General features: G+C 56.7%; 19 protein-coding genes and 1 pseudogene. 18 read left to right on the plus strand and 2 right to left on the minus strand.

Annotated features, from left to right (window positions below; translation table 11 throughout):
• Positions 1-137: 137 nt before the first annotated feature.
• From miaB to rihA, 10 genes and pseudogenes are all read left to right on the plus strand, one after another.
• Positions 138-1,562, plus strand: a complete 1,425-nt coding sequence (gene miaB, locus K7R23_RS23160) for a tRNA (N6-isopentenyl adenosine(37)-C2)-methylthiotransferase MiaB (RefSeq protein ID WP_012905005.1) — start codon at positions 138-140, stop codon at positions 1,560-1,562.
• A gap of 352 nt (positions 1,563-1,914) precedes the next feature.
• The gene (locus K7R23_RS23165) at positions 1,915-2,961 is read left to right on the plus strand and encodes a PhoH family protein (protein ID WP_024132542.1); all 1,047 of its coding nucleotides are present in this window, start codon (positions 1,915-1,917) and stop codon (positions 2,959-2,961) included.
• Positions 2,958-3,425 (plus strand): rRNA maturation RNase YbeY, encoded by a 468-nt coding sequence (gene ybeY, locus K7R23_RS23170; RefSeq protein WP_012905002.1) that lies wholly within the window; start codon positions 2,958-2,960, stop codon positions 3,423-3,425. The genes K7R23_RS23165 and ybeY overlap by 4 nt, the downstream gene beginning before the upstream one ends.
• 159 nt (positions 3,426-3,584) lie before the next feature.
• The gene (gene corC, locus K7R23_RS23175; protein ID WP_012905001.1) at positions 3,585-4,463 is read left to right on the plus strand and encodes a CNNM family magnesium/cobalt transport protein CorC; all 879 of its coding nucleotides are present in this window, start codon (positions 3,585-3,587) and stop codon (positions 4,461-4,463) included.
• A gap of 22 nt (positions 4,464-4,485) precedes the next feature.
• Entirely contained in the window at positions 4,486-6,024 is a 1,539-nt protein-coding gene (lnt, locus tag K7R23_RS23180; RefSeq protein ID WP_012905000.1) for an apolipoprotein N-acyltransferase, read from the plus strand.
• A gap of 384 nt (positions 6,025-6,408) precedes the next feature.
• Positions 6,409-7,317, plus strand: coding sequence for an amino acid ABC transporter substrate-binding protein (locus K7R23_RS23185; RefSeq protein WP_012904999.1), 909 nt, complete (start codon positions 6,409-6,411; stop codon positions 7,315-7,317).
• Between the two features lie 162 nt (positions 7,318-7,479).
• Positions 7,480-8,220, plus strand: coding sequence for a glutamate/aspartate ABC transporter permease GltJ (gltJ, locus tag K7R23_RS23190; protein ID WP_012904998.1), 741 nt, complete (start codon positions 7,480-7,482; stop codon positions 8,218-8,220).
• Positions 8,220-8,894, plus strand: coding sequence for a glutamate/aspartate ABC transporter permease GltK (gltK, locus tag K7R23_RS23195; RefSeq protein WP_012904997.1), 675 nt, complete (start codon positions 8,220-8,222; stop codon positions 8,892-8,894). Before gltJ ends, gltK begins: the two co-directional genes overlap by 1 nt.
• Positions 8,894-9,619: a glutamate/aspartate ABC transporter ATP-binding protein GltL gene (gene gltL, locus K7R23_RS23200; RefSeq protein ID WP_012904996.1), complete on the plus strand. Its 726-nt coding sequence runs from the start codon at positions 8,894-8,896 to the stop codon at positions 9,617-9,619. The genes gltK and gltL overlap by 1 nt, the downstream gene beginning before the upstream one ends.
• A gap of 117 nt (positions 9,620-9,736) precedes the next feature.
• Positions 9,737-10,672: pseudogene (gene rihA / locus K7R23_RS23205) on the plus strand (pyrimidine-specific ribonucleoside hydrolase RihA).
• A 152-nt stretch (positions 10,673-10,824) separates the two neighbouring features.
• Here rihA and K7R23_RS23210 read toward each other — a convergent pair.
• Positions 10,825-11,307: a zinc ribbon-containing protein gene (locus K7R23_RS23210; protein ID WP_012904995.1), complete on the minus strand. Its 483-nt coding sequence runs from the start codon at positions 11,305-11,307 to the stop codon at positions 10,825-10,827.
• Positions 11,308-11,542: 235 nt separating this feature from the next.
• Here K7R23_RS23210 and leuS point away from each other — a divergent pair, with 235 nt between their 5' ends.
• The 4 genes from leuS to nadD are packed head-to-tail and all read left to right on the plus strand — an operon-like array spanning position 11,543 to position 16,413.
• Positions 11,543-14,125 (plus strand): leucine--tRNA ligase, encoded by a 2,583-nt coding sequence (gene leuS / locus K7R23_RS23215; RefSeq protein ID WP_012904994.1) that lies wholly within the window; start codon positions 11,543-11,545, stop codon positions 14,123-14,125.
• 14 nt (positions 14,126-14,139) lie between these two features.
• The gene (gene lptE / locus K7R23_RS23220; protein ID WP_012904993.1) at positions 14,140-14,739 is read left to right on the plus strand and encodes an LPS assembly lipoprotein LptE; all 600 of its coding nucleotides are present in this window, start codon (positions 14,140-14,142) and stop codon (positions 14,737-14,739) included.
• On the plus strand, positions 14,739-15,770 hold the full coding sequence (gene holA / locus K7R23_RS23225) for a DNA polymerase III subunit delta (protein ID WP_012904992.1): 1,032 nt from the start codon (positions 14,739-14,741) through the stop codon (positions 15,768-15,770). Before lptE ends, holA begins: the two co-directional genes overlap by 1 nt.
• Before the next feature lies 1 nt (position 15,771).
• On the plus strand, positions 15,772-16,413 hold the full coding sequence (nadD, locus tag K7R23_RS23230) for a nicotinate-nucleotide adenylyltransferase (protein ID WP_012904991.1): 642 nt from the start codon (positions 15,772-15,774) through the stop codon (positions 16,411-16,413).
• Here nadD and cobD read toward each other — a convergent pair.
• A complete protein-coding gene (gene cobD, locus K7R23_RS23235; protein ID WP_012904990.1) occupies positions 16,388-17,473 on the minus strand; it encodes a threonine-phosphate decarboxylase CobD in 1,086 nt (361 codons plus the stop codon). The two genes, nadD and cobD, sit on opposite strands and share 26 nt — an antisense overlap.
• Before the next feature lie 96 nt (positions 17,474-17,569).
• On the opposite strand from cobD, the gene K7R23_RS23240 reads away from it, so the two are divergent.
• The 4 genes from K7R23_RS23240 (at position 17,570) to mrdA (ending at position 21,160) form a co-directional block, all read left to right on the plus strand.
• Positions 17,570-18,181 carry an adenosylcobalamin/alpha-ribazole phosphatase gene (locus K7R23_RS23240; RefSeq protein WP_012904989.1) on the plus strand — a complete coding sequence of 204 codons (612 nt, stop codon included), beginning with the start codon at positions 17,570-17,572 and terminating at the stop codon, positions 18,179-18,181.
• Positions 18,182-18,440: 259 nt separating this feature from the next.
• Entirely contained in the window at positions 18,441-18,758 is a 318-nt protein-coding gene (rsfS, locus tag K7R23_RS23245) for a ribosome silencing factor (protein WP_012904988.1), read from the plus strand.
• A 3-nt stretch (positions 18,759-18,761) separates the two neighbouring features.
• Positions 18,762-19,229 (plus strand): 23S rRNA (pseudouridine(1915)-N(3))-methyltransferase RlmH, encoded by a 468-nt coding sequence (rlmH, locus tag K7R23_RS23250; protein ID WP_012904987.1) that lies wholly within the window; start codon positions 18,762-18,764, stop codon positions 19,227-19,229.
• Positions 19,230-19,258: 29 nt separating this feature from the next.
• Positions 19,259-21,160: a peptidoglycan DD-transpeptidase MrdA gene (gene mrdA, locus K7R23_RS23255; RefSeq protein ID WP_012904986.1), complete on the plus strand. Its 1,902-nt coding sequence runs from the start codon at positions 19,259-19,261 to the stop codon at positions 21,158-21,160.

Genomic DNA, 21,160 nt, shown 5'->3' on the forward strand with positions numbered 1-21,160 from the left:
ATCCTGTTACGTGAATCAGATAAGTTTACAGGATTTTTTACCCCTTGAGGCTGATAACGGTCATACTGGTCACAACCGCGGCAAAGCATTACACTATGCGCCCTGCAATTCAGCCACTATTTCGCAAGAGCAAGTCGATGACCAAAAAACTCCATATTAAAACCTGGGGCTGTCAGATGAATGAGTACGATTCATCGAAGATGGCCGATCTGCTGGATGCCACTCACGGGTATCAACTGACCGACGTGGCGGAAGAAGCGGATGTGCTGCTGCTGAATACCTGCTCTATCCGCGAGAAGGCTCAGGAAAAAGTCTTCCATCAGTTAGGTCGCTGGAAACTGTTAAAAGAGAAGAATCCCGATCTGATTATCGGCGTCGGCGGCTGCGTAGCGTCTCAGGAAGGCGATCACATCCGTCAACGCGCCCACTATGTCGATATCATTTTCGGACCGCAGACGCTGCACCGCCTGCCGGAGATGATCAACTCTGTCCGCGGCAACCGCAGCCCGGTGGTGGATATCAGCTTCCCGGAAATTGAAAAATTCGACCGTCTGCCGGAGCCCCGCGCGGAAGGACCGACCGCCTTCGTCTCGATTATGGAAGGCTGCAACAAATATTGTACCTACTGCGTGGTGCCCTACACCCGCGGTGAAGAGGTCAGCCGCCCGTCCGACGACATTCTGTTTGAAATTGCCCAGCTTGCCGCGCAGGGCGTGCGCGAAGTGAACCTGCTTGGCCAGAACGTTAACGCCTGGCGCGGCGAGAACTACGACGGCACTACCGGTTCGTTCGCCGATCTGCTGCGTCTGGTGGCCGCCATCGACGGCATTGACCGTATTCGCTTCACCACCAGCCACCCGATCGAGTTCACCGACGATATTATCGAAGTGTATCGCGATACCCCGGAACTGGTGAGCTTCCTGCACCTGCCGGTACAGAGCGGTTCTGACCGCGTGCTCAATCTGATGGGCCGCACCCACACGGCGCTGGAATACAAAGCGATTATCCGTAAGCTGCGCGCCGCGCGTCCGGACATTCAGATCAGTTCCGATTTCATCGTCGGCTTCCCGGGTGAAACCACCCAGGACTTTGAGCAGACCATGAAGCTGATTGCCGATGTGAATTTCGATATGAGCTACAGCTTTATCTTCTCTGCGCGTCCGGGAACACCAGCCGCCGATATGGTTGATGACGTCCCGGAAGAAGAGAAAAAACAGCGTCTGTACATTTTGCAGGATCGCATTAACCAGCAGGCGATGGCCTGGAGCCGCCGGATGCTCGGCACCATCCAGCGTATTCTGGTGGAAGGCACTTCGCGTAAGAGCATCATGGAGCTGTCCGGCCGCACGGAGAACAACCGCGTGGTCAACTTTGAGGGCTCGCCGGAGATGATCGGCAAGTTTGTCGATGTGGAAATTACCGACGTCTGGACCAACTCCCTGCGCGGTAAAGTGGTGCGTACCGAAGATGAAATGGGCCTGCGCATTGCGGAAACCCCGGAATCGGTTATCGCCCGCACCCGCAAAGAAAACGATCTCGGCGTTGGATTCTACCAGCCTTAAATCCTTCTGGCCCTTCCCCGGCCCCCTAAATAATTCGAGTTGCAGAAAGGCGACAAACGAGTAAATCCCCAGGAACATAGATAACTATGTGACTGGGGTGCGCGACAAATCTGTCAGGAACAGATTTGAACGTCGCAGAGCGACGGCCCATCAGGGCGAGTCTCATGGATGAGACGAGTAACTCAGCAGTCAACGCCTCTGCAGCTTGAAGTATGACGGGGTGGACCTTGTAATTCTTCTCGTCGCCCCCATTTCTACCGCAATGCTTGCGCCTTTATCCGCTGGCGTGAATAATTTCCTGATAAGCCGGTGAACGTTCATCTTCCGGCGACCTATGCATATGAGGAACAGTTTGAACATAGACACTCGCGAAATTACCCTTGAGCCCGCAGACAATGCCCGCCTGTTGAGCCTTTGCGGCCCCTTTGATGACAACATCAAACAGCTGGAACGCCGTCTCGGCATCGAGATTAACCGCCGTGACAACCACTTTAAACTGACCGGCCGCCCGATTTGCGTCACCGCCGCGGCAGATATTCTGCGCACGCTGTACGTCGATACCGCGCCGATGCGCGGTCAGATTCAGGACATCGAACCGGAACAGATTCACCTCGCCATTAAAGAGGCGCGCGTGCTTGAGCAGAGCGCCGAGAGCGTGCCGGAGTACGGCAAAGCGGTGAATATCAAAACCAAACGCGGGGTGATAAAACCGCGTACGCCGAACCAGGCGCAGTACATTGCGAACATTCTCGACCACGATATCACCTTCGGCGTCGGGCCTGCGGGCACCGGTAAAACCTACCTCGCGGTGGCGGCGGCGGTGGATGCCCTGGAGCGCCAGGAAATTCGCCGTATTCTGCTGACCCGTCCGGCAGTAGAAGCCGGGGAAAAACTGGGCTTCCTGCCCGGCGATCTCAGCCAGAAGGTCGATCCGTATCTGCGTCCGCTGTATGACGCGCTGTTCGAAATGCTCGGCTTCGAGAAAGTGGAAAAGCTGATCGAGCGCAACGTGATTGAAGTGGCCCCGCTGGCCTATATGCGCGGACGCACCCTGAACGACGCCTTTATCATTCTTGATGAGAGCCAGAACACCACCATCGAACAGATGAAGATGTTCCTGACCCGTATCGGCTTTAACTCGAAGGCGGTGATTACCGGCGACGTGACGCAGATTGACCTGCCGCGCAACACCAAATCCGGCCTGCGCCACGCCATTGAAGTGCTGGCGGATGTGGAAGAGATCAGCTTTAACTTCTTCCACAGCGAGGACGTGGTGCGCCACCCGGTGGTCGCGCGCATCGTTAACGCCTATGAAGCGTGGGAAGAAGCGGAACAAAAACGCAAAGCCGCGCTGGCCGCGGAACGCAAGCGCGAAGCTCAGGAGCAAGAGCAGAAATGAGTCAGGTGATCCTCGATTTACAGCTGGCCTGTGAAAATAACGCTGGTCTGCCGGAAGAAGCCCGCTTTCAGACGTGGCTGAATGCGGCGATCCCCCAGTTTCAGGAAGAAGCGGAAGTGACGATTCGCCTGGTGGATGAAGCGGAAAGCCACGACCTCAACCTGACCTACCGCGGGAAGGATAAGCCGACCAACGTCCTCTCCTTCCCCTTCGAAGCGCCGCCGGGCATTGAGATGCCGCTGCTGGGTGATTTGATCATCTGCCGTCAGGTCGTTGAGCAGGAAGCCCGGGAGCAAGGAAAACCGCTGGAGGCCCACTGGGCGCATATGGTGGTGCACGGTAGCCTGCATTTACTCGGTTACGATCACATCGAGGACGATGAGGCCGAAGAAATGGAAGCCCTCGAAACAGAGATTATGCTTGCTCTGGGCTATGAGGATCCGTACATTGCCGAGAAGGAATAAGCATTTCGACGTCTTGCAGGCCTGATAAACGCAGCGCCATCCGGCACATTGCCTGATGGCGGCTATGCCTTATCAGGCCTACCGGGCTATACACCGCCATGCGCTGAGTTTACCGCGCATGTGCAACACATTAACTCACATGAGAACCCATACGACGCCATGAGCGACGACAATTCACACAGTAGTGACACATTAAGCAACAAGAAGGGATTTTTTTCCCTGTTACTGAGCCAGCTTTTCCACGGTGAGCCAAAAAACCGTGATGAACTGCTGGCGCTGATCCGTGATTCCGGACAAAACGAGCTGATCGATGAAGATACGCGCGACATGCTCGAAGGGGTGATGGATATTGCGGACCAGCGCGTTCGCGACATCATGATCCCCCGCTCCCAGATGATTACCCTGAAACGCAACCAGACGCTGGACGAATGCCTTGATGTCATTATCGAGTCCGCCCACTCGCGTTTTCCGGTGATCAGCGAGGACAAAGATCACATTGAAGGGATTCTGATGGCGAAGGATTTGCTGCCGTTTATGCGCAGCGATGCCGAAGCCTTCAGCATGGAAAAAGTGTTACGTCAGGCCGTTGTCGTCCCGGAGAGCAAACGCGTTGACCGGATGCTCAAGGAGTTTCGCTCTCAGCGTTACCATATGGCTATCGTTATCGACGAGTTCGGCGGCGTCTCGGGTCTGGTGACCATTGAAGATATCCTCGAGCTGATCGTCGGTGAAATCGAAGATGAGTACGACGAAGAAGACGACATCGACTTCCGTCAGCTCAGCCGCCACACCTGGACCATTCGTGCCCTGGCACCGATTGAAGACTTCAATGAAGCCTTCGGCACCAGCTTTAGCGACGAAGAGGTCGATACGATCGGCGGTCTGGTAATGCAGGCGTTTGGTCACCTGCCCGCGCGCGGTGAAACCATTGAGATCGAGGGTTATCAGTTCAAAGTGGCTATGGCCGACAGCCGTCGCATTATTCAGGTACACGTCAGAATTCCGGATGACTCTCCCCAGCCGAAACTGGATGAATAAACCGAACGGGATAAAACACTAAATGGCATTTGCCCCCTTAATTGAACGCCAGCGCATTCGCCTGCTGCTGGCGTTATTATTCGGCGCCTGCGGAACGCTGGCATTTTCTCCCTACGATATCTGGCCCGCGGCGATCGTCTCGCTGATGGGATTACAGGCGCTGACGTTAAACCGCCGTCCGCTTCAGTCCGCCGCCGTTGGTTACTTCTGGGGGCTGGGGCTGTTTGGCAGCGGCATCAACTGGGTCTACGTCAGCATCGCGCAGTTTGGCGGGATGCCTGGCCCGGTCAACGTCTTCCTTGTGGTGCTGCTCGCCGCTTATCTCTCCTTGTATACCGGCCTGTTTGCCGGGATTCTGGCGCGCCTGTGGCCTGAAACCCACTGGCTGCGGGTGGCGATTGCCGCGCCGGTGGTCTGGCAAATCACCGAGTTTCTGCGCGGCTGGGTCCTCACCGGCTTCCCGTGGCTGCAGTTTGGCTACAGCCAGATTGACGGCCCGCTGAAGGGGCTGGCGCCAGTGATGGGCGTCGAAGCCATCAACTTCCTGCTGATGATGGTCAGCGGACTGCTGGCGCTGGCGCTCGTTCAGAGAAACTGGCGTCCGTTGATTGCGGCGTTGCTGCTGTTCGCCCTTCCCTTCCCGCTGCGCTATATCCAGTGGTTCACCCCACAACCGCAAAGGGCAACCCAGGTTTCACTGGTGCAGGGCGATATTCCGCAGTCCCTGAAGTGGGACGAAAGCCAGCTCGTCAATACGCTGAAGATCTACCTCGACGCCACCCAGCCGCTGATGGGGAAATCGCAGCTCATCATCTGGCCGGAATCCGCCATTCCGGATCTGGAGATTAATCAACAGCGTTTTCTCGGCATGATGGACGATTTGTTACGCGGCAAAAACAGCACGCTGATCACCGGTATTGTTGACGCGCGCCTGAACAAACAGAACCGCTACGACACCTTCAACACCATTATCACGCTGGGCAAAGACACGCCTTACAGCTACAACTCCACGAATCGCTATAACAAAAACCATCTGGTGCCGTTTGGCGAGTTTGTGCCGCTGGAGTCGATTCTGCGCCCGTTAGCGCCGTTCTTTGACCTACCGATGTCGTCGTTCAGCCGCGGTCCGTACGTTCAGCCGCAGCTCCACGCCCACGGCTTCGCTCTGACGGCGGCCATCTGCTACGAGATCATTCTCGGTGAACAGGTGCGAGATAACTTCCGCCCGGATACCGATTTTCTGCTGACCATCTCCAACGACGCATGGTTTGGCAAATCGATTGGTCCGTGGCAACACTTCCAGATGGCGCGGATGCGTTCACTGGAGCTGGCAAGGCCGCTGCTGCGCAGCACCAACAACGGCATTACCGCAGTGATAGGCCCGCAGGGCGAAATAGAGGCGATGCTCCCGCAGTTCACTCGTCAGGTCTTGACCACGACCGTAACGCCGACGTCAGGCTTAACGCCGTATGCCCGCACCGGCAACTGGCCGCTGTGGATCATTACCGCGCTGGCTGGTTTCGCCGCGCTGTTAATGAGTTTACGCCAGCGACGTAAATAATTTACGCCCCCGGGTTTGCCGGATGGCGGCGCTTATGCGCCTTATCCGGCTTCCCACCATGATTACCCGTCATACGCTTCCCCCATTCTGGCACGTCTATTGCTTTATAAAACAAGGCAAAGCTGATTCTGGCGCAAAGCGCAACCCGGTCGCACCACAACGGTTCACCGGCAGCACCAGAACAGTGCAATGAAAGATTATTGCCTCTAAACGGTGCGGCGCACCTCGCAAAAATAAACAATAACGCAGCAAAATCTTTACATTAAGCCAAACTAAATGTTAACAAACAGGCATAACACTGCACGCGCAAGTTGCAGGCTATAACAACATCAACATCACAATAGTATCTATGCGCCCGTAGCGCAGACGATAAAGGAGTTGGATATGCAATTACGTAAGCTGGCCACAGCAATGCTGGTTATGGGAATGTCCGCTGGCCTGGCGCACGCCGAAGACGCAGCGCCCGCTGCGGGCAGCACGCTGGATAAGATTGCCAAAAATGGCGTCATCGTCGTGGGCCACCGTGAGTCTTCCGTGCCGTTCTCTTATTATGACAATCAGCAGAAAGTGGTGGGTTATTCTCAGGATTACTCCAACGCCATCGTTGAAGCGGTGAAGAAGAAACTGAACAAGCCCGATCTGCAGGTGAAGCTGATCCCGATTACCTCCCAGAACCGTATTCCGCTGTTGCAGAACGGCACCTTCGACTTTGAATGCGGATCGACCACCAACAACGTCGAACGCCAGAAGCAGGCTGCGTTCTCCAACACCATCTTTGTCGTCGGCACCCGCCTGCTGGCGAAAAAAGGCGGCGACATTAAAGACTTCGCCGATCTGAAAGGCAAAGCGGTGGTCGTCACCTCCGGCACCACTTCTGAAATTCTGCTGCACAAGCTGAACGACGAACAAAAAATGGATATGCGCATCATCAGCGCCAAAGATCACGGCGACTCCTTCCGTACCCTGGAAAGTGGTCGCGCGGTGGCGTTTATGATGGATGACGCGCTGCTGGCCGGCGAACGCGCGAAGGCGAAGAAACCGGACAACTGGGAGATCGTCGGCAAGCCGCAGTCCGAGGAAGCTTACGGCTGTATGCTGCGTAAGAACGATCCGGAGTTCAAGAAGCTGATGGATGAAACCATCGCCCAGGCGCAGACCTCAGGCGAAGCGGCGAAGTGGTTTGATAAGTGGTTCAAAAACCCTATCCCGCCAAAGAACCTGAACATGAATTTCGAACTGTCTGACGAAATGAAAGCGCTGTTCAAAGAGCCGAACGATAAAGCACTTAACTAACAAAAAAGAAATGGGGCGGGTTTACCTTGCCCTCTCGATTGCTGGTCAGCACGGACAGACTATACGCCTGATGGTCGTTCCCCATCAGGCCTGAAAACCGAAACAGGCCGATCAACAATCTTCGAGGGTAGCGCTGCTACCCTTTTTTTTCGGAGTAGATGTATGTCAATAGACTGGAACTGGGGCATTTTTTTACAACAGGCCCCATTCGGCAACACCACCTATCTCGGCTGGCTCTGGAATGGCTTTCAGGTCACCGTAGCGTTATCCATCACCGCCTGGATCATTGCATTTCTGGTCGGTTCTTTATTCGGCATTCTTCGCACCGTGCCAAACCGTTTTCTTTCCGGTATCGGCACCCTTTACGTCGAACTGTTCCGCAATGTCCCGCTGATTGTGCAGTTCTTTACCTGGTATCTGGTGGTGCCTGAACTGCTGCCGGAAGATCTGGGGATGTGGTTTAAGGCGGAACTCGATCCCAACATTCAGTTCTTCCTCTCCTCCATGATCTGTCTGGGGCTGTTTACCGCCGCCCGCGTCTGCGAACAGGTGCGCGCGGCGATTCAGTCGCTGCCGCGCGGCCAGAAAAATGCGGCGCTGGCGATGGGGCTGACGCTGCCGCAGGCTTACCGTTACGTGCTGCTGCCCAACGCCTATCGGGTGATCGTACCGCCGATGACCTCTGAGATGATGAACCTGGTGAAAAACTCGGCCATCGCCTCGACCATCGGCCTGGTCGATATGGCGGCGCAGGCGGGCAAACTGCTTGATTACTCCGCCCATGCCTGGGAGTCCTTCACCGCCATCACGCTGGCGTATGTGTTAATTAACGCCGTGATTATGCTGGTGATGACGCTGGTTGAACGCAAAGTCCGCCTGCCTGGCAATATGGGAGGCAAATAATGTACGAGTTTGACTGGAGTTCCATCGTCCCTTCCCTGCCGTACCTGCTGGACGGCCTGCTGATTACGCTGAAAATCACCCTCACGGCGGTGGTGGTCGGTATCGTCTGGGGCACCATCCTCGCGGTGATGCGCCTTTCGAGCTTTGCGCCAGTCGCCTGGTTTGCCAAAGTCTACGTTAACGTCTTCCGCTCCATCCCGCTGGTAATGGTGCTGCTGTGGTTCTACCTGATTGTGCCGGGGCTGTTGCAGGATGTACTGGGGCTGTCGCCGAAAACCGATATCCGTTTGATCTCGGCAATGGTGGCGTTTTCAATGTTTGAGGCGGCGTACTATTCCGAAATTATCCGCGCCGGTATCCAGAGTATTTCCCGCGGGCAGTCGAGCGCGGCGCTGGCGCTGGGAATGACCCACTGGCAGTCAATGAAACTGGTTATCCTGCCGCAGGCGTTTCGCGCGATGGTGCCGCTGTTGCTTACCCAGGGCATCGTTCTGTTTCAGGATACCTCGCTGGTTTATGTCTTAAGCCTGGCGGATTTCTTCCGCACCGCCTCCACCATTGGCGAGCGTGACGGCACTCAGGTTGAAATGATCCTGTTTGCTGGCGCCGTCTACTTTGTTATCAGCCTGAGCGCATCGTTGTTGGTCAGCTATTTGAAGAAAAGGACAGTTTAATGATTACCCTGAAAAATGTTTCGAAATGGTATGGTCACTTTCAGGTGCTGACCGACTGCTCCACGGAAGTGAAAAAAGGCGAAGTGGTGGTGGTCTGCGGGCCGTCGGGTTCCGGTAAGTCCACGCTGATTAAAACCGTTAATGGCCTGGAGCCGGTGCAGAAAGGCGAAATCACCGTTGACGGCATTATGGTGAACGACAAGAAAACGGATCTGGCGAAATTGCGCTCGCGCGTCGGCATGGTGTTCCAGCACTTTGAGCTGTTCCCGCATCTGTCGATCATCGAAAACCTGACCCTGGCGCAGATCAAAGTGCTCAAACGCGACAAAGCCCCCGCCCGCGAAAAAGCGCAAAAGCTGCTGGAGCGCGTCGGCCTCGCCGCTCACGCCAATAAGTATCCGGCGCAGCTTTCCGGCGGCCAGCAGCAGCGTGTGGCTATCGCCCGCGCCCTGTGCATGGATCCAATCGCTATGCTGTTCGATGAGCCGACTTCGGCCCTCGATCCGGAGATGATCAACGAAGTGCTGGACGTCATGGTCGAGCTGGCCAACGAAGGGATGACCATGATGGTAGTGACCCACGAGATGGGTTTTGCGCGCAAAGTGGCGAACCGCGTGATCTTTATGGACGAAGGGAAGATTGTTGAAGATTCGCCGAAAGAGGCGTTCTTCGCCAACCCGCAATCTGAACGCGCAAAAGACTTCCTTGCGAAAATCCTGCATTAAGCCTCCCGGCGCGCACGACAGAGTGCGCGCCACCTCACGCTTTCCTGTTTCGCTCCTCGAATCCTTTTCAGCCCGGCGTTACCCTTGCCGCAAAAGTAGCGCTTACAAGGAGCAATAATGGCACTTCCGATTTTACTTGATTGCGATCCGGGTCATGACGACGCTATCGCCATGGTCCTCGCCCTCGCCTCACCTGAGCTGGAGGTGAAAGCTGTCACCGCTTCCGCCGGTAACCAGACGCCGGAGAAAACCCTGCGTAATGTGCTACGAATGCTGACGCTGCTGAATCGTACCGATATTCCGGTCGCAGGCGGCGCGGTGAAGCCGCTGATGCGCGAGCTGATCATCGCCGATAACGTGCACGGCGAGAGCGGACTGGACGGCCCGGCGCTGCCGGAACCGGCTTTCGCGCCGCAAAACTGCACCGCCGTGGAGCTGATGGCGAAAACCCTGCGTGAAAGCCCGCAGCCGGTCACTATCGTCTCGACCGGCCCGCAGACTAACGTCGCCCTGTTGCTGAACAGCCATCCGGAGTTACACGCGAACATTGCGCGTATTGTGATCATGGGCGGCGCGATGGGCCTGGGCAACTGGACGCCCGCCGCCGAGTTTAATATTTTTGTCGACCCGGAAGCGGCGGAGATCGTCTTCCAGTCCGGCATTCCGGTCGTGATGGCCGGGCTGGACGTCACTCACAAAGCGCAGATTCATACCGCAGATACCGAGCGCTTTCGCGCCATTGGTAACCCGATCTCGACAATTGTCGCTGAGCTGCTCGACTTCTTTCTCGAGTACCACAAGGATGAAAAATGGGGATTTCAGGGCGCGCCGCTGCATGACCCATGCACCATCGCCTAGCTGCTGAAGCCGGAGCTGTTCACCACCGTTGAGCGCTGGGTCGGCGTCGAAACGCAGGGCAAGTACACTCAGGGGATGACCGTGGTGGATTACTACTTCCTGACCGGTAATCAGCCTAACGCCACCGTGATGGTGGATGTGGACAGACAGGGGTTTGTCGATCTGCTGGCGGAACGGCTGGCCTATTACGCGTAAGCGTGTGATGTGCCGGATGGCGATGCATTGCGTCTTATCCGGCCTACGGATATGGCGGATGGTGATGCCTTGGATCTTATCCGACCTACTTTTTGTAGGCCTGATAAGCGTAGCGCCATCAGGCATTTGATGTGCCGAATGATGCCCGGCAATCACGGTTCGAACGGTCTGCGCTGAAACTGGTCGTGACCGCATTTCGGACAGCGCGGCAGCACGTCCGGCGTATATACCGCCTGGTGGTAATGACACTTTTCGCACACCAGATTGCCTAAACCCACCACCTCGCCGCTGTGATAAACCCCGTGATGGCTGAGATCCTGAAACACTTCGCGCCATTCAAGCTGCGTTTTGTCGGTAATATCCGCCAGCTCCTGCCACAGACTCTCTTTAATCACCCGCATAAAAACGCTGTCAGACTCCTCTTCCAGGCTTTCTTCATAGCTCATCGCGAACTCTTCAAGATCGCGTCTGACGGCGCGGATCAGCTCATCAACCTCGGTTCGCGTTAACTCTCCGGTTTGCAAAACCCGCTGTCGCGCCTGCTCCACCAGCGCGTCGATATCACGTTCGCCATTACGCAGACGCTCACTCAATGACGCCACCAGTTCACGGTAATATTGAGCAACCTTGTTCATCGTTTCGCCTCCCGGGTCGTTAACTGTCTATAATAATAGACGTTATTTGCGCCGCGCTTTGCAAGACTGTCCACAGAGTAAGTAAATTCCTGCAAGGATAAACATGGCGGGAATTCAATGCGGAATGCGCGAAAGGCTGTTTTGACGCGGGCGTTTGGGCTATGCTATGCGGATCTAAAACACCACCTTGAAAGCTACGTTTGTAGCTGTATTGAAAACAGGACCACTGGCTGCCATGCAAGAGCAATACCGCCCGGAAGAGATAGAATCCAAAGTACAGCTTCACTGGGATGAGAAGCGCACATTTGAAGTAACCGAAGACGAGAGCAAAGAGAAGTATTACTGCCTGTCTATGCTTCCCTATCCTTCTGGTCGACTACACATGGGCCACGTGCGTAACTACACCATCGGTGACGTGATCGCCCGCTACCAGCGCATGTTAGGCAAAAACGTGTTGCAGCCTATCGGTTGGGACGCCTTCGGCCTGCCTGCGGAAGGGGCGGCGGTGAAAAATAACACCGCGCCGGCGCCGTGGACGTACGACAACATCGCCTACATGAAAAACCAGCTGAAAATGCTGGGCTTCGGCTATGACTGGAGCCGCGAGCTGGCGACCTGCACCCCGGAATATTACCGCTGGGAACAGAAGTTCTTCACCGAACTGTATAAAAAAGGGCTGGTTTACAAAAAGACCTCTGCGGTGAACTGGTGCCCGAACGATCAGACCGTTCTCGCCAACGAGCAGGTGATCGACGGCTGCTGCTGGCGCTGCGACACCAAAGTTGAGCGGAAAGAGATCCCGCAGTGGTTTATCAAAATCACCGCCTACGCCGACGAGCTGCTGAACGATCTGGATAAGCTGGATCACTGGCCTGACACCGTCAAGACGATGCAGCGTAACTGGATCGGCCGTTCCGAAGGCGTGGAGATCACCTTTGACGTCACCGGTTACGACAACACGCTGACCGTTTACACCACTCGCCCGGACACCTTCATGGGCGCCACTTACCTGGCGGTGGCCGCCGGTCACCCGCTGGCGCAGAAAGCGGCGGCGAATAACCCGGAACTGGCCGCCTTTATCGACGAATGCCGCAATACCAAAGTGGCCGAAGCCGACATGGCGACCATGGAGAAAAAAGGCGTCGATACCGGCTTTAAAGCGGTGCACCCGTTGACCGGCGAAGAGATCCCGGTCTGGGCGGCGAACTTCGTGCTGATGGAGTACGGTACTGGCGCGGTAATGGCCGTGCCGGGTCACGATCAGCGCGACTACGAATTTGCCACCAAATATGGTTTAACCATCAAGCCCGTTATTCTTGCCGCTGACGGTTCCGAACCGGATCTCTCCGAACAGGCGCTGACCGAAAAAGGCGTACTGTTCAACTCCGGCGAATTTGACGGTCTGGCCTTTGAAGAGGCCTTTAACGCGATTGCCGACAAGCTGGCGGCGAAAGGCGTGGGCGAGCGTAAAGTTAACTACCGTCTGCGCGACTGGGGCGTCTCCCGTCAGCGTTACTGGGGCGCGCCGATCCCGATGGTGACGCTGGAAGACGGCACCGTGCAGCCGACGCCGGAAGATCAGCTGCCGGTGATCCTGCCGGAAGACGTGGTGATGGACGGCATTACCAGCCCGATCAAAGCCGATCCCGAGTGGGCGAAAACCACCGTCAACGGCCAGCCTGCGCTGCGTGAAACCGACACCTTCGACACCTTTATGGAGTCCTCCTGGTACTATGCGCGCTACACCTGCCCGCAGTATCAGGAAGGGATGCTGGACGCCAAAGCGGCAAACTACTGGCTGCCGGTTGATATTTACATTGGCGGTATCGAACACGCCATCATGCACCTGCTCTACTTCCGCTTCTTCCACAAGCTGATGCGCGATGCGGGCATGGTCAACTCTGACGAACCGGCGAAACAGCTGCTGTGCCAGGGCATGGTGCTGGCCGACGCGTTCTACTACGTCGGCGAAAACGGCGAGCGTAACTGGGTCTCTCCGAAGGAGGCTATCGTCGAGCGCGACGAAAAAGGCCGTATCGTGAAGGCGAAAGACGCGGCGGGCCATGAGCTGGTCTATACCGGCATGAGCAAAATGTCGAAGTCGAAAAACAACGGTATTGACCCGCAGGAGATGGTGGAACGCTACGGCGCCGACACCGTGCGCCTGTTCATGATGTTCGCCTCGCCGGCGGATATGACGCTCGAATGGCAGGAGTCCGGCGTGGAAGGGGCAAACCGCTTCCTGAAACGCGTCTGGAAACTGGTGTATGAGCACACCTCCCGTGGCGACGTCGCGCCGCTGAACGTTGACGCCCTGAGCGAAGATCAGAAAGCGCTGCGCCGCGACGTACACAAAACCATCGCCAAAGTAACCGATGATATCGGCCGTCGTCAGACCTTTAACACCGCTATTGCGGCGATTATGGAGCTGATGAACAAGCTGGCGAAAGCGCCGCAGGAAGACGAACAGGATCGCGCTCTGATGCAGGAAGCGCTGCTGGCGATTGTACGTATGCTCAACCCGTTTACTCCGCACATCTGCTTCACGCTGTGGCAGTCGCTGAAAGGCGAAGGCGATATCGATAACGCGCCGTGGCCGGTAGCGGACGACGCCGCGATGGTCGAAGACTCCACGCTGGTGGTGGTGCAGGTTAACGGCAAAGTGCGCGGCAAAATCACCGTTCCGGTGGATGCCTCCGAGGAACAGGTTCGTGAACGTGCGGGTCAGGAACATCTGGTCGCAAAATATCTTGAGGGCATGACCGTACGTAAAGTGATTTACGTACCGGGTAAACTGCTCAATCTGGTCGTTGGCTAAGCGCGGGAGGAAGCGTGCGATATCTGGCAACAGTGTTGTTATCTCTGGCGGTGTTAACCACCGCCGGGTGTGGCTGGCACCTGCGTAGTACGACGCAGGTTCCGGACACAATGAAAACCATGATCCTTGACACCAGCGACCCTAACGGCCCCTTAAGCCGTGCGGTGCGTAATCAGCTGCGTCTGAATGACATTCAGTTACTGGATAAAACCACGCTGCGTAAAGACGTTCCGTCTCTGCGCCTGGGGCGTGTCAGCGTATCGAAAGATACCGCTTCCGTGTTCCAGAATGGTCAGACTGCGGAGTATCAGATGATCATGTCGGTCAGCGCCACGGTGCTGATTCCGGGTCATGATATTTATCCGATTAATGTCAAAGTATTCCGTTCGTTCTTCGACAACCCGCAGATGGCGCTGGCGAAGGATAACGAGCAGGATATGATCATCAAAGAGATGTATGACCGGGCAGCGGAACAGCTGATTCGTAAGCTGCCAAGCGTACACGCCGCAGACCTGCGCTCATCGCAACAGGACGTTTCCGTTGCGGATGAGGCGGATGCCGCCGCCGCGCCCGCGTCCTCTTCATCACGCGTCTCCACCACTCTGGGTAACTGATGATTCGGTTGTACCCGGAACAACTCCGCGCGCAGCTCTCCGAAGGGCTGCGCGCGGCGTATTTATTGCTCGGAAACGATCCGCTGCTGTTGCAGGAAAGCCAGGATGCCATCCGTCAGGCGGCTGCGGCTCAGGGATTTGAAGAGCACCACATGTTTACCCTCGACAACAGTACCGACTGGAACGCGCTGTTTTCCCAGTGTCAGGCGATGAGCCTGTTCGCCAGCCGACAAACGCTGCTGCTGTTGCTACCGGAGAACGGCCCGAACGCGGCAATCAACGAACAGCTCGCCACGCTCACGCAATTGCTGCATGACGATCTGCTGCTGATTGTGCGCGGCAATAAGCTGACCAAAGCGCAGGAAAACGCCGCCTGGATCAGCGCGCTGGCCGACAGAAGCGTCTTGGTGAGCTGCCAGACGCCGGAACACGCGCAGCTTCCGCGCTGGGTCGCGGCGCGGGCGAAGCAAAAAAATCTGCAACTGGACGACGCGGCGAATCAGCTGCTGTGCTACTGCTATGAAGGCAACCTGCTGGCGCTGGCGCAGGCGTTGGAGCGCTTGTCTTTACTCTGGCCGGACGGTAAGTTAACCCTGCCGCGCGTCGAGCAGGCGGTTAACGATGCCGCGCACTTTACCCCATACCACTGGGTTGACGCGCTGGTAATGGGCAAGAGCAAGCGCGCGCTGCATATCCTTCAGCAACTGCGGCTGGAAGGCAGCGAACCGGTCATTTTGCTGCGCACCCTGCAACGGGAACTGCTGCTGCTGGTCAATCTGAAGCGGCAGTCCGCCCATACGCCGCTGCGCACGCTGTTTGATAAGCATCGCGTCTGGCAAAACCGTCGCGGGATGCTGGGCGAAGCGCTTAACCGGCTTAGCCCGGCGCAGCTGCGTCAGGCGGTGCAGTTGTTAACACGTACGGAATTAACGCTGAAGCAGGATTATGGTCAGTCAGTCTGGGCGGAACTTGAAGGTCTTTCGCTGCTGATTTGCCATAAGGCGCTGGCAGACGTTTTTATTGATGGCTGATATGAAATCGTTACAGGCACTTTTTGGCGGCACCTTTGATCCGGTGCATTACGGCCACCTTAAACCCGTGGAAACCCTGGCTAACCTGATTGGCCTTTCCAGGGTCATTATGATGCCGAATAACGTCCCTCCCCATCGCCCGCAGCCTGAAGCCACCAGCGCGCAGCGCAAAACCATGCTCGAGCTGGCGATTGCCGACAAGCCGCTGTTTACGCTGGATGAGCGTGAACTTCAGCGCGATACGCCGTCATACACGGCGCAGACGCTGAAGGAATGGCGCGAGGAGCAAGGGCCCGACGCCCCGCTGGGGTTTATTATCGGCCAGGATTCTCTGCTGACCTTCCCCAGCTGGCATGACTACGAGACGATTCTGGATAACACCCATCTGATTGTCTGCCGCCGTCCGGGCTATCCGCTGGAGATGGCGCAAGAGCAGCATCAGCGCTGGCTCGAGGCGCATCTGACGCATACGCCGGACGATCTGCACCATCTGCCCGCCGGAAAAATCTATCTCGCCGAAACGCCGTGGTTTAACATCTCCGCCACCATCGTGCGCGAACGGCTGGAAAAGGGCGAGTCCTGCGGCGATCTGATGCCCGAAGCGGTGCTGGACTACATCAACCAGCACGGTCTGTATCGCTAAGCGCATCCGTTAACGCCGCCAGCAGGCGGCTGTTTTCTTCAACACTGCGGATCGCCACCCGGAAATAGCGCCCGTCCAGCCCCGGATAGTTGGCGCAGCTGCGGATCAAAATATGCCGCTCCAACAGGGCGCGCTGCAAATCAATGTCGCATTTTAGCAGCAGGTAATTTGCCCGGCCGGGATAAACGGTCAGTCCGGGTAACGCCTTCAGCCGCTGATAAAATCGCTCACCCTCTTCCTGGAGCCATTGCCAGGTCGCCTGCTGATACGCCCGCTCTTCCAGAATCGTTTCTCCGGCCAGCGCCGCGAAGGCGTTTATCGACCACGGCATCTGCCGCGCGCGGATCCGGGCCATCGCCTGTTCATCGCTGTTAACCAGATAGCCCAGCCGTAGTCCCGGTATAGCATAGAATTTTGTCAGCGAACGCAGCACCCAGATATGCGGGTTATCCTGCAAGACGGGAATAAAACCCGGCTCCCCGACAATAAAATCAATAAACGCCTCGTCAAGGATCAGCGCGATGTTGAGTTCCCGGCAGCGCAGGGCGATGGCCGCAAGCAGCGAACGCTCCGGCAGCAGGCCAGTAGGGTTATTTGGCGTACAGAGAAACAGACAATCAAGCTCTGCGCTCAGCGCGTCAAGAATGGCCTCAGTCAGCTGCCAGCCGTCCTCTTCCCGCAGAGCGAAAGTGTTAATCAGGCAACCGCTCCACTCTAAAGCCCGGCGATATTCAGCAAATCCGGGCGTCACGATCATCGCCCGGCGTGGCTTAAGGCCATCCACTAACGCGAAAATGGCCTCCGTCTCGCCATTGCCGGCCACAATCCACTCCACCGGCACCTGATGATGGCGGGCCAGCGCCTGGTGCAGATGGCGATATTCGACGTCAGGATAGCGCTCGGCCAGTTGCAGATTGTCGACGATGGCGCGTTTTACCGACGCCGGCATACCCAGTGGATTAATATTGGCGCTAAAATCGAGCAACTGCCCGGCTGAGATGCCGAGAAGCTCGGCGGCCTCCCGGATATTGCCGCCGTGGGCGCTTTTAAACAGAGACATCGTGCCGCTCCTGGCAAAAAACGCTATTTTAGAGAAAACCGCGCGCGCAATCAGGGCAAATATCATATTTTGCGCGAACAGGAAAATGAGGAAAAAATGCGACTCTGGTTAGTTCGTCATGGCGAAACCGAAGCCAACGTGGCCGGGCTGTACAGCGGCCATGCCCCCACGCCGCTGACGGCGCGTGGCGTGGCGCAGGCGAAAACGCTGAACGCCCTGCTCGCGCAGGCGCCTTTTGAACAGGTGCTGTGCAGCGAACTGGAACGCGCGCAGAATACGGCGCGTTTGCTGTTAGCGGGTCGGGAGGTGCCGCTGCGAACCTGTCCTGACCTGAACGAAATGTTTTTTGGCGACTGGGAGATGCGCCATCACCGGGATCTCTGCACGGAAGACGCCAGCAACTACGCGGCCTGGTGCAACGACTGGCAGAATGCGATCCCCACAAACGGCGAAGGCTTTCAGGCTTTTTCCCGGCGGGTGGAACGGGTTATCCGCCAGCTTGCCGACTATCAGCATCACTCTCACGTATTGCTGGTCAGCCACCAGGGCGTGCTTAGCCTGCTGGTGGCGAAGCTGCTTGCCATGCCCGACGCCGCCATGTGGCGCTTTCGCATTGAGCAAGGGTGCTGGAGCGCGATTGATTTTCACGACGATTTTGCCACACTGCGGGTGCTGAACAGCAGAGCGGTATGGCAACCCGGAGAGTGAAAGGTCTGTTTTTTAGCGCCAGAAACGCGCTGACCATTGACACCCCCGGACAGGCTGCTATTCTCCGCTGCCGGCCTTTTCCCGCCCTGTCGCGCCTTGCGGAAAATTGTTTTACAAAAATGGCGATGCATTCTGTCGCATGGGGTGGGATGATAGCCCACTTTCCGGAACCCTTCCGGTGACATTTGTCCCGAAACCCGTGTGGGTTCAGGTATACTGACAGGCTTATTGATTTCATATATTCACCCAGGGGGAAAACTTGCAGGGTAAAGCACTCCAGGATTTTGTTATCGACAAAATTGATGACCTTAAAGGTCAGGACATCATCGCCTTAGACGTTCAGGGCAAATCCAGTATCACCGACTGCATGATTATCTGCACCGGCACCTCCAGCCGCCATGTGATGTCAATCGCTGACCACGTCGTTCAGGAGTCCCGCGCGGCGGGAATGCTGCCGCTCGGCGTGGAAGGGGAAAGCGTCGCCGACTGGATCGTCGTTGACCTGGGAGAAGTGATTGTCCACGTGATGCAGGAAGAGAGTCGTCGCCTGTATGAACTGGAAAAACTCTGGAGTTAATGCGTGAAGCTTCAACTTGTCGCGGTAGGCACGAAAATGCCCGACTGGGTACAGACCGGTTTTACCGAGTACCTGCGGCGCTTTCCGAAAGATATGCCCTTTGAATTGATCGAAATTCCGGCGGGCAAACGCGGCAAGAACGCGGATATTAAGCGTATTCTCGATAAAGAGGGTGAGCAGATGCTGGCTGCCGCAGGCAAAAACCGCATCGTCACCCTTGATATTCCGGGTAAGCCCTGGGACACGCCGCAGCTGGCGTGCGAACTGGAGCGCTGGAAGCTGGATGGCCGCGACGTCAGCCTGTTGATCGGTGGGCCGGAAGGCCTTTCCCCTGCCTGTAAGGCGGCGGCGGAACAAAGCTGGTCGCTCTCTGCGTTGACCCTTCCCCACCCGCTGGTCCGGGTGCTGGTCGCCGAGAGCCTGTACCGGGCGTGGAGCATTACCACTAATCACCCTTATCACCGTGAGTGATCGTTGAGCTTGAGTAGACTACGCAGCGGATGAAACGACAGAACTCTTTTCGCGACTATACGGCTGAGTCCGCGCTGTTTGTGCGCCGGGCGCTGGTCGCCTTTTCAGGCATATTGCTGCTCACCGGCGTGCTGATCGCCAACCTCTATAATCTGCAAATCGTCCGGTATACCGATTATCAGACCCGCTCGAATGAAAACCGCATCAAGCTGGTGCCTATCGCCCCCAGCCGCGGGATCATCTACGACCGTAACGGCATTCCGCTCGCCCTTAACCGCACCATCTACCAGATTGAAATGATGCCGGAGAAGGTTGATAACGTTCAGCATACCCTTGATGCCCTGCGCAGCGTGGTCGATCTTACCGACGACGACATTGCCGCCTTCAAAAAAGAGCGAGCCCGTTCGCATCGTTTCACCTCGATTCCGGTAAAAACTAACCTCACCGAAGTGCAGGTCGCACGATTTGCCGTTAACCAGTACCGTTTCCCCGGCGTCGAAGTAAAAGGCTACAAGCGCCGCTATTATCCTTACGGTTCGGCGCTGACCCACGTCATCGGCTATGTGTCGAAGATCAACGATAAGGACATTGAACGGCTTGATAAAGAGGACAAGCTGGCGAATTACGCCGCCACCCACGATATCGGCAAGCTGGGGATTGAGCGCTACTACGAAGAGGTACTGCACGGCCAGACCGGTTACGAAGAGGTTGAAGTCAACAACCGGGGCCGCGTTATCCGCCAGCTTAAAGAGGTGCCGCCGCAGGCCGGACACGACATCTACCTTACGATAGATTTAAAACTGCAGCAGTATATTGAAACGCTGCTCGCCGGAAGCCGGGCGGCGGTGATTGTGACCGATCCCCGCACCGGCGGCGTCCTGTCTCTGGTTTCCATGCCAAGCTACGACCCGAACCTGTTCGTTGACGGCATCTCCAGCAAAGACTATTCCGCTCTGCTTAACGATCCGAACACTCCACTGGTTAACCGCGCCACGCAAGGGGTCTACCCGCCAGCGTCGACGGTGAAGCCTTACGTTGCCGTTTCCGCGCTGAGCGCCGGGGTGATTACCCGCAATACCAGCCTGTTTGACCCCGGCTGGTGGCAGCTGCCCGGCTCGGAAAAACGCTATCGCGACTGGAAAAAATGGGGCCACGGCCATCTGAACGTCACCAAATCGCTGGAGGAGTCCGCCGATACCTTCTTCTACCAGGTCGCCTATGACATGGGGATCGACCGCCTTTCGGAGTGGATGGGCAAATTCGGTTATGGCCACTATACCGGCATCGATCTGGCGGAAGAGCGCTCCGGCAACATGCCAACCCGCGAATGGAAGATGAAGCGCTTCAAAAAGCCGTGGTATCAGGGCGACACCATCCCGGTGGGCATCGGCCAGGGCTACTGGACGGCAACGCCGATCCAGATGAGCAAAGCGCTGATGATCCTGATTAACGATGGCGTGGTGAAGGTCCCGCACCTGCTGATGAGCACCGCAGAGAACGGTAAGCAAGTGCCGTGGGTGCAGCCGCACGAACCGCCGGTGGGCGATATCCACTCCGGCTACTGGGAGCTGGCGAAAGACGGCATGTACGGCGTGGCGAACCGCGGCAACGGCACGGCGCATAAATATTTTGCCAGCGCGCCCTATAAGATTGCGGCCAAATCCGGTACGGCTCAGGTCTTCGGCCTGAAAGCCAATGAAACCTATAACGCGCATAAAATTGCCGAACGTCTGCGCGACCACAAGCTGATGACGGCCTTCGCGCCCTATAACAACCCGCAGGTCGCGGTCGCCATGATCCTCGAAAACGGCGGCGCAGGTCCCGCAGTCGGTACGATTATGCGACAGATTCTTGACCACATTATGTTGGGCGATAACAACACCAGTCTGCCAGCAGAAAACCCGGCGGTTGCAGCGGCGGAGGATCAATAA

This window comes from Citrobacter rodentium NBRC 105723 = DSM 16636 (assembly GCF_021278985.1).
Classification (GTDB): Bacteria; Pseudomonadota; Gammaproteobacteria; order Enterobacterales; family Enterobacteriaceae; genus Citrobacter_A; species Citrobacter_A rodentium.

Bases quoted from the DNA above. Each gene is read 5' to 3' on its own strand.
- miaB (WP_012905005.1), top strand. From the start codon at position 138: ATGACCAAAAAACTCCATATTAAAACCTGGGGCTGTCAGATGAATGAG.
- ybeY (WP_012905002.1), top strand. From the start codon at position 2,958: ATGAGTCAGGTGATCCTCGATTTACAGCTGGCCTGTGAAAATAACGCT.
- corC (WP_012905001.1), top strand. From the start codon at position 3,585: ATGAGCGACGACAATTCACACAGTAGTGACACATTAAGCAACAAGAAG.
- lnt (WP_012905000.1), top strand. From the start codon at position 4,486: ATGGCATTTGCCCCCTTAATTGAACGCCAGCGCATTCGCCTGCTGCTG.
- K7R23_RS23185 (WP_012904999.1), top strand. From the start codon at position 6,409: ATGCAATTACGTAAGCTGGCCACAGCAATGCTGGTTATGGGAATGTCC.
- gltJ (WP_012904998.1), top strand. From the start codon at position 7,480: ATGTCAATAGACTGGAACTGGGGCATTTTTTTACAACAGGCCCCATTC.
- gltK (WP_012904997.1), top strand. From the start codon at position 8,220: ATGTACGAGTTTGACTGGAGTTCCATCGTCCCTTCCCTGCCGTACCTG.
- gltL (WP_012904996.1), top strand. From the start codon at position 8,894: ATGATTACCCTGAAAAATGTTTCGAAATGGTATGGTCACTTTCAGGTG.
- K7R23_RS23210 (WP_012904995.1), bottom strand. From the start codon at position 11,307: ATGAACAAGGTTGCTCAATATTACCGTGAACTGGTGGCGTCATTGAGT.
- leuS (WP_012904994.1), top strand. From the start codon at position 11,543: ATGCAAGAGCAATACCGCCCGGAAGAGATAGAATCCAAAGTACAGCTT.
- holA (WP_012904992.1), top strand. From the start codon at position 14,739: ATGATTCGGTTGTACCCGGAACAACTCCGCGCGCAGCTCTCCGAAGGG.
- nadD (WP_012904991.1), top strand. From the start codon at position 15,772: ATGAAATCGTTACAGGCACTTTTTGGCGGCACCTTTGATCCGGTGCAT.
- cobD (WP_012904990.1), bottom strand. From the start codon at position 17,473: ATGTCTCTGTTTAAAAGCGCCCACGGCGGCAATATCCGGGAGGCCGCC.
- K7R23_RS23240 (WP_012904989.1), top strand. From the start codon at position 17,570: ATGCGACTCTGGTTAGTTCGTCATGGCGAAACCGAAGCCAACGTGGCC.
- mrdA (WP_012904986.1), top strand. From the start codon at position 19,259: ATGAAACGACAGAACTCTTTTCGCGACTATACGGCTGAGTCCGCGCTG.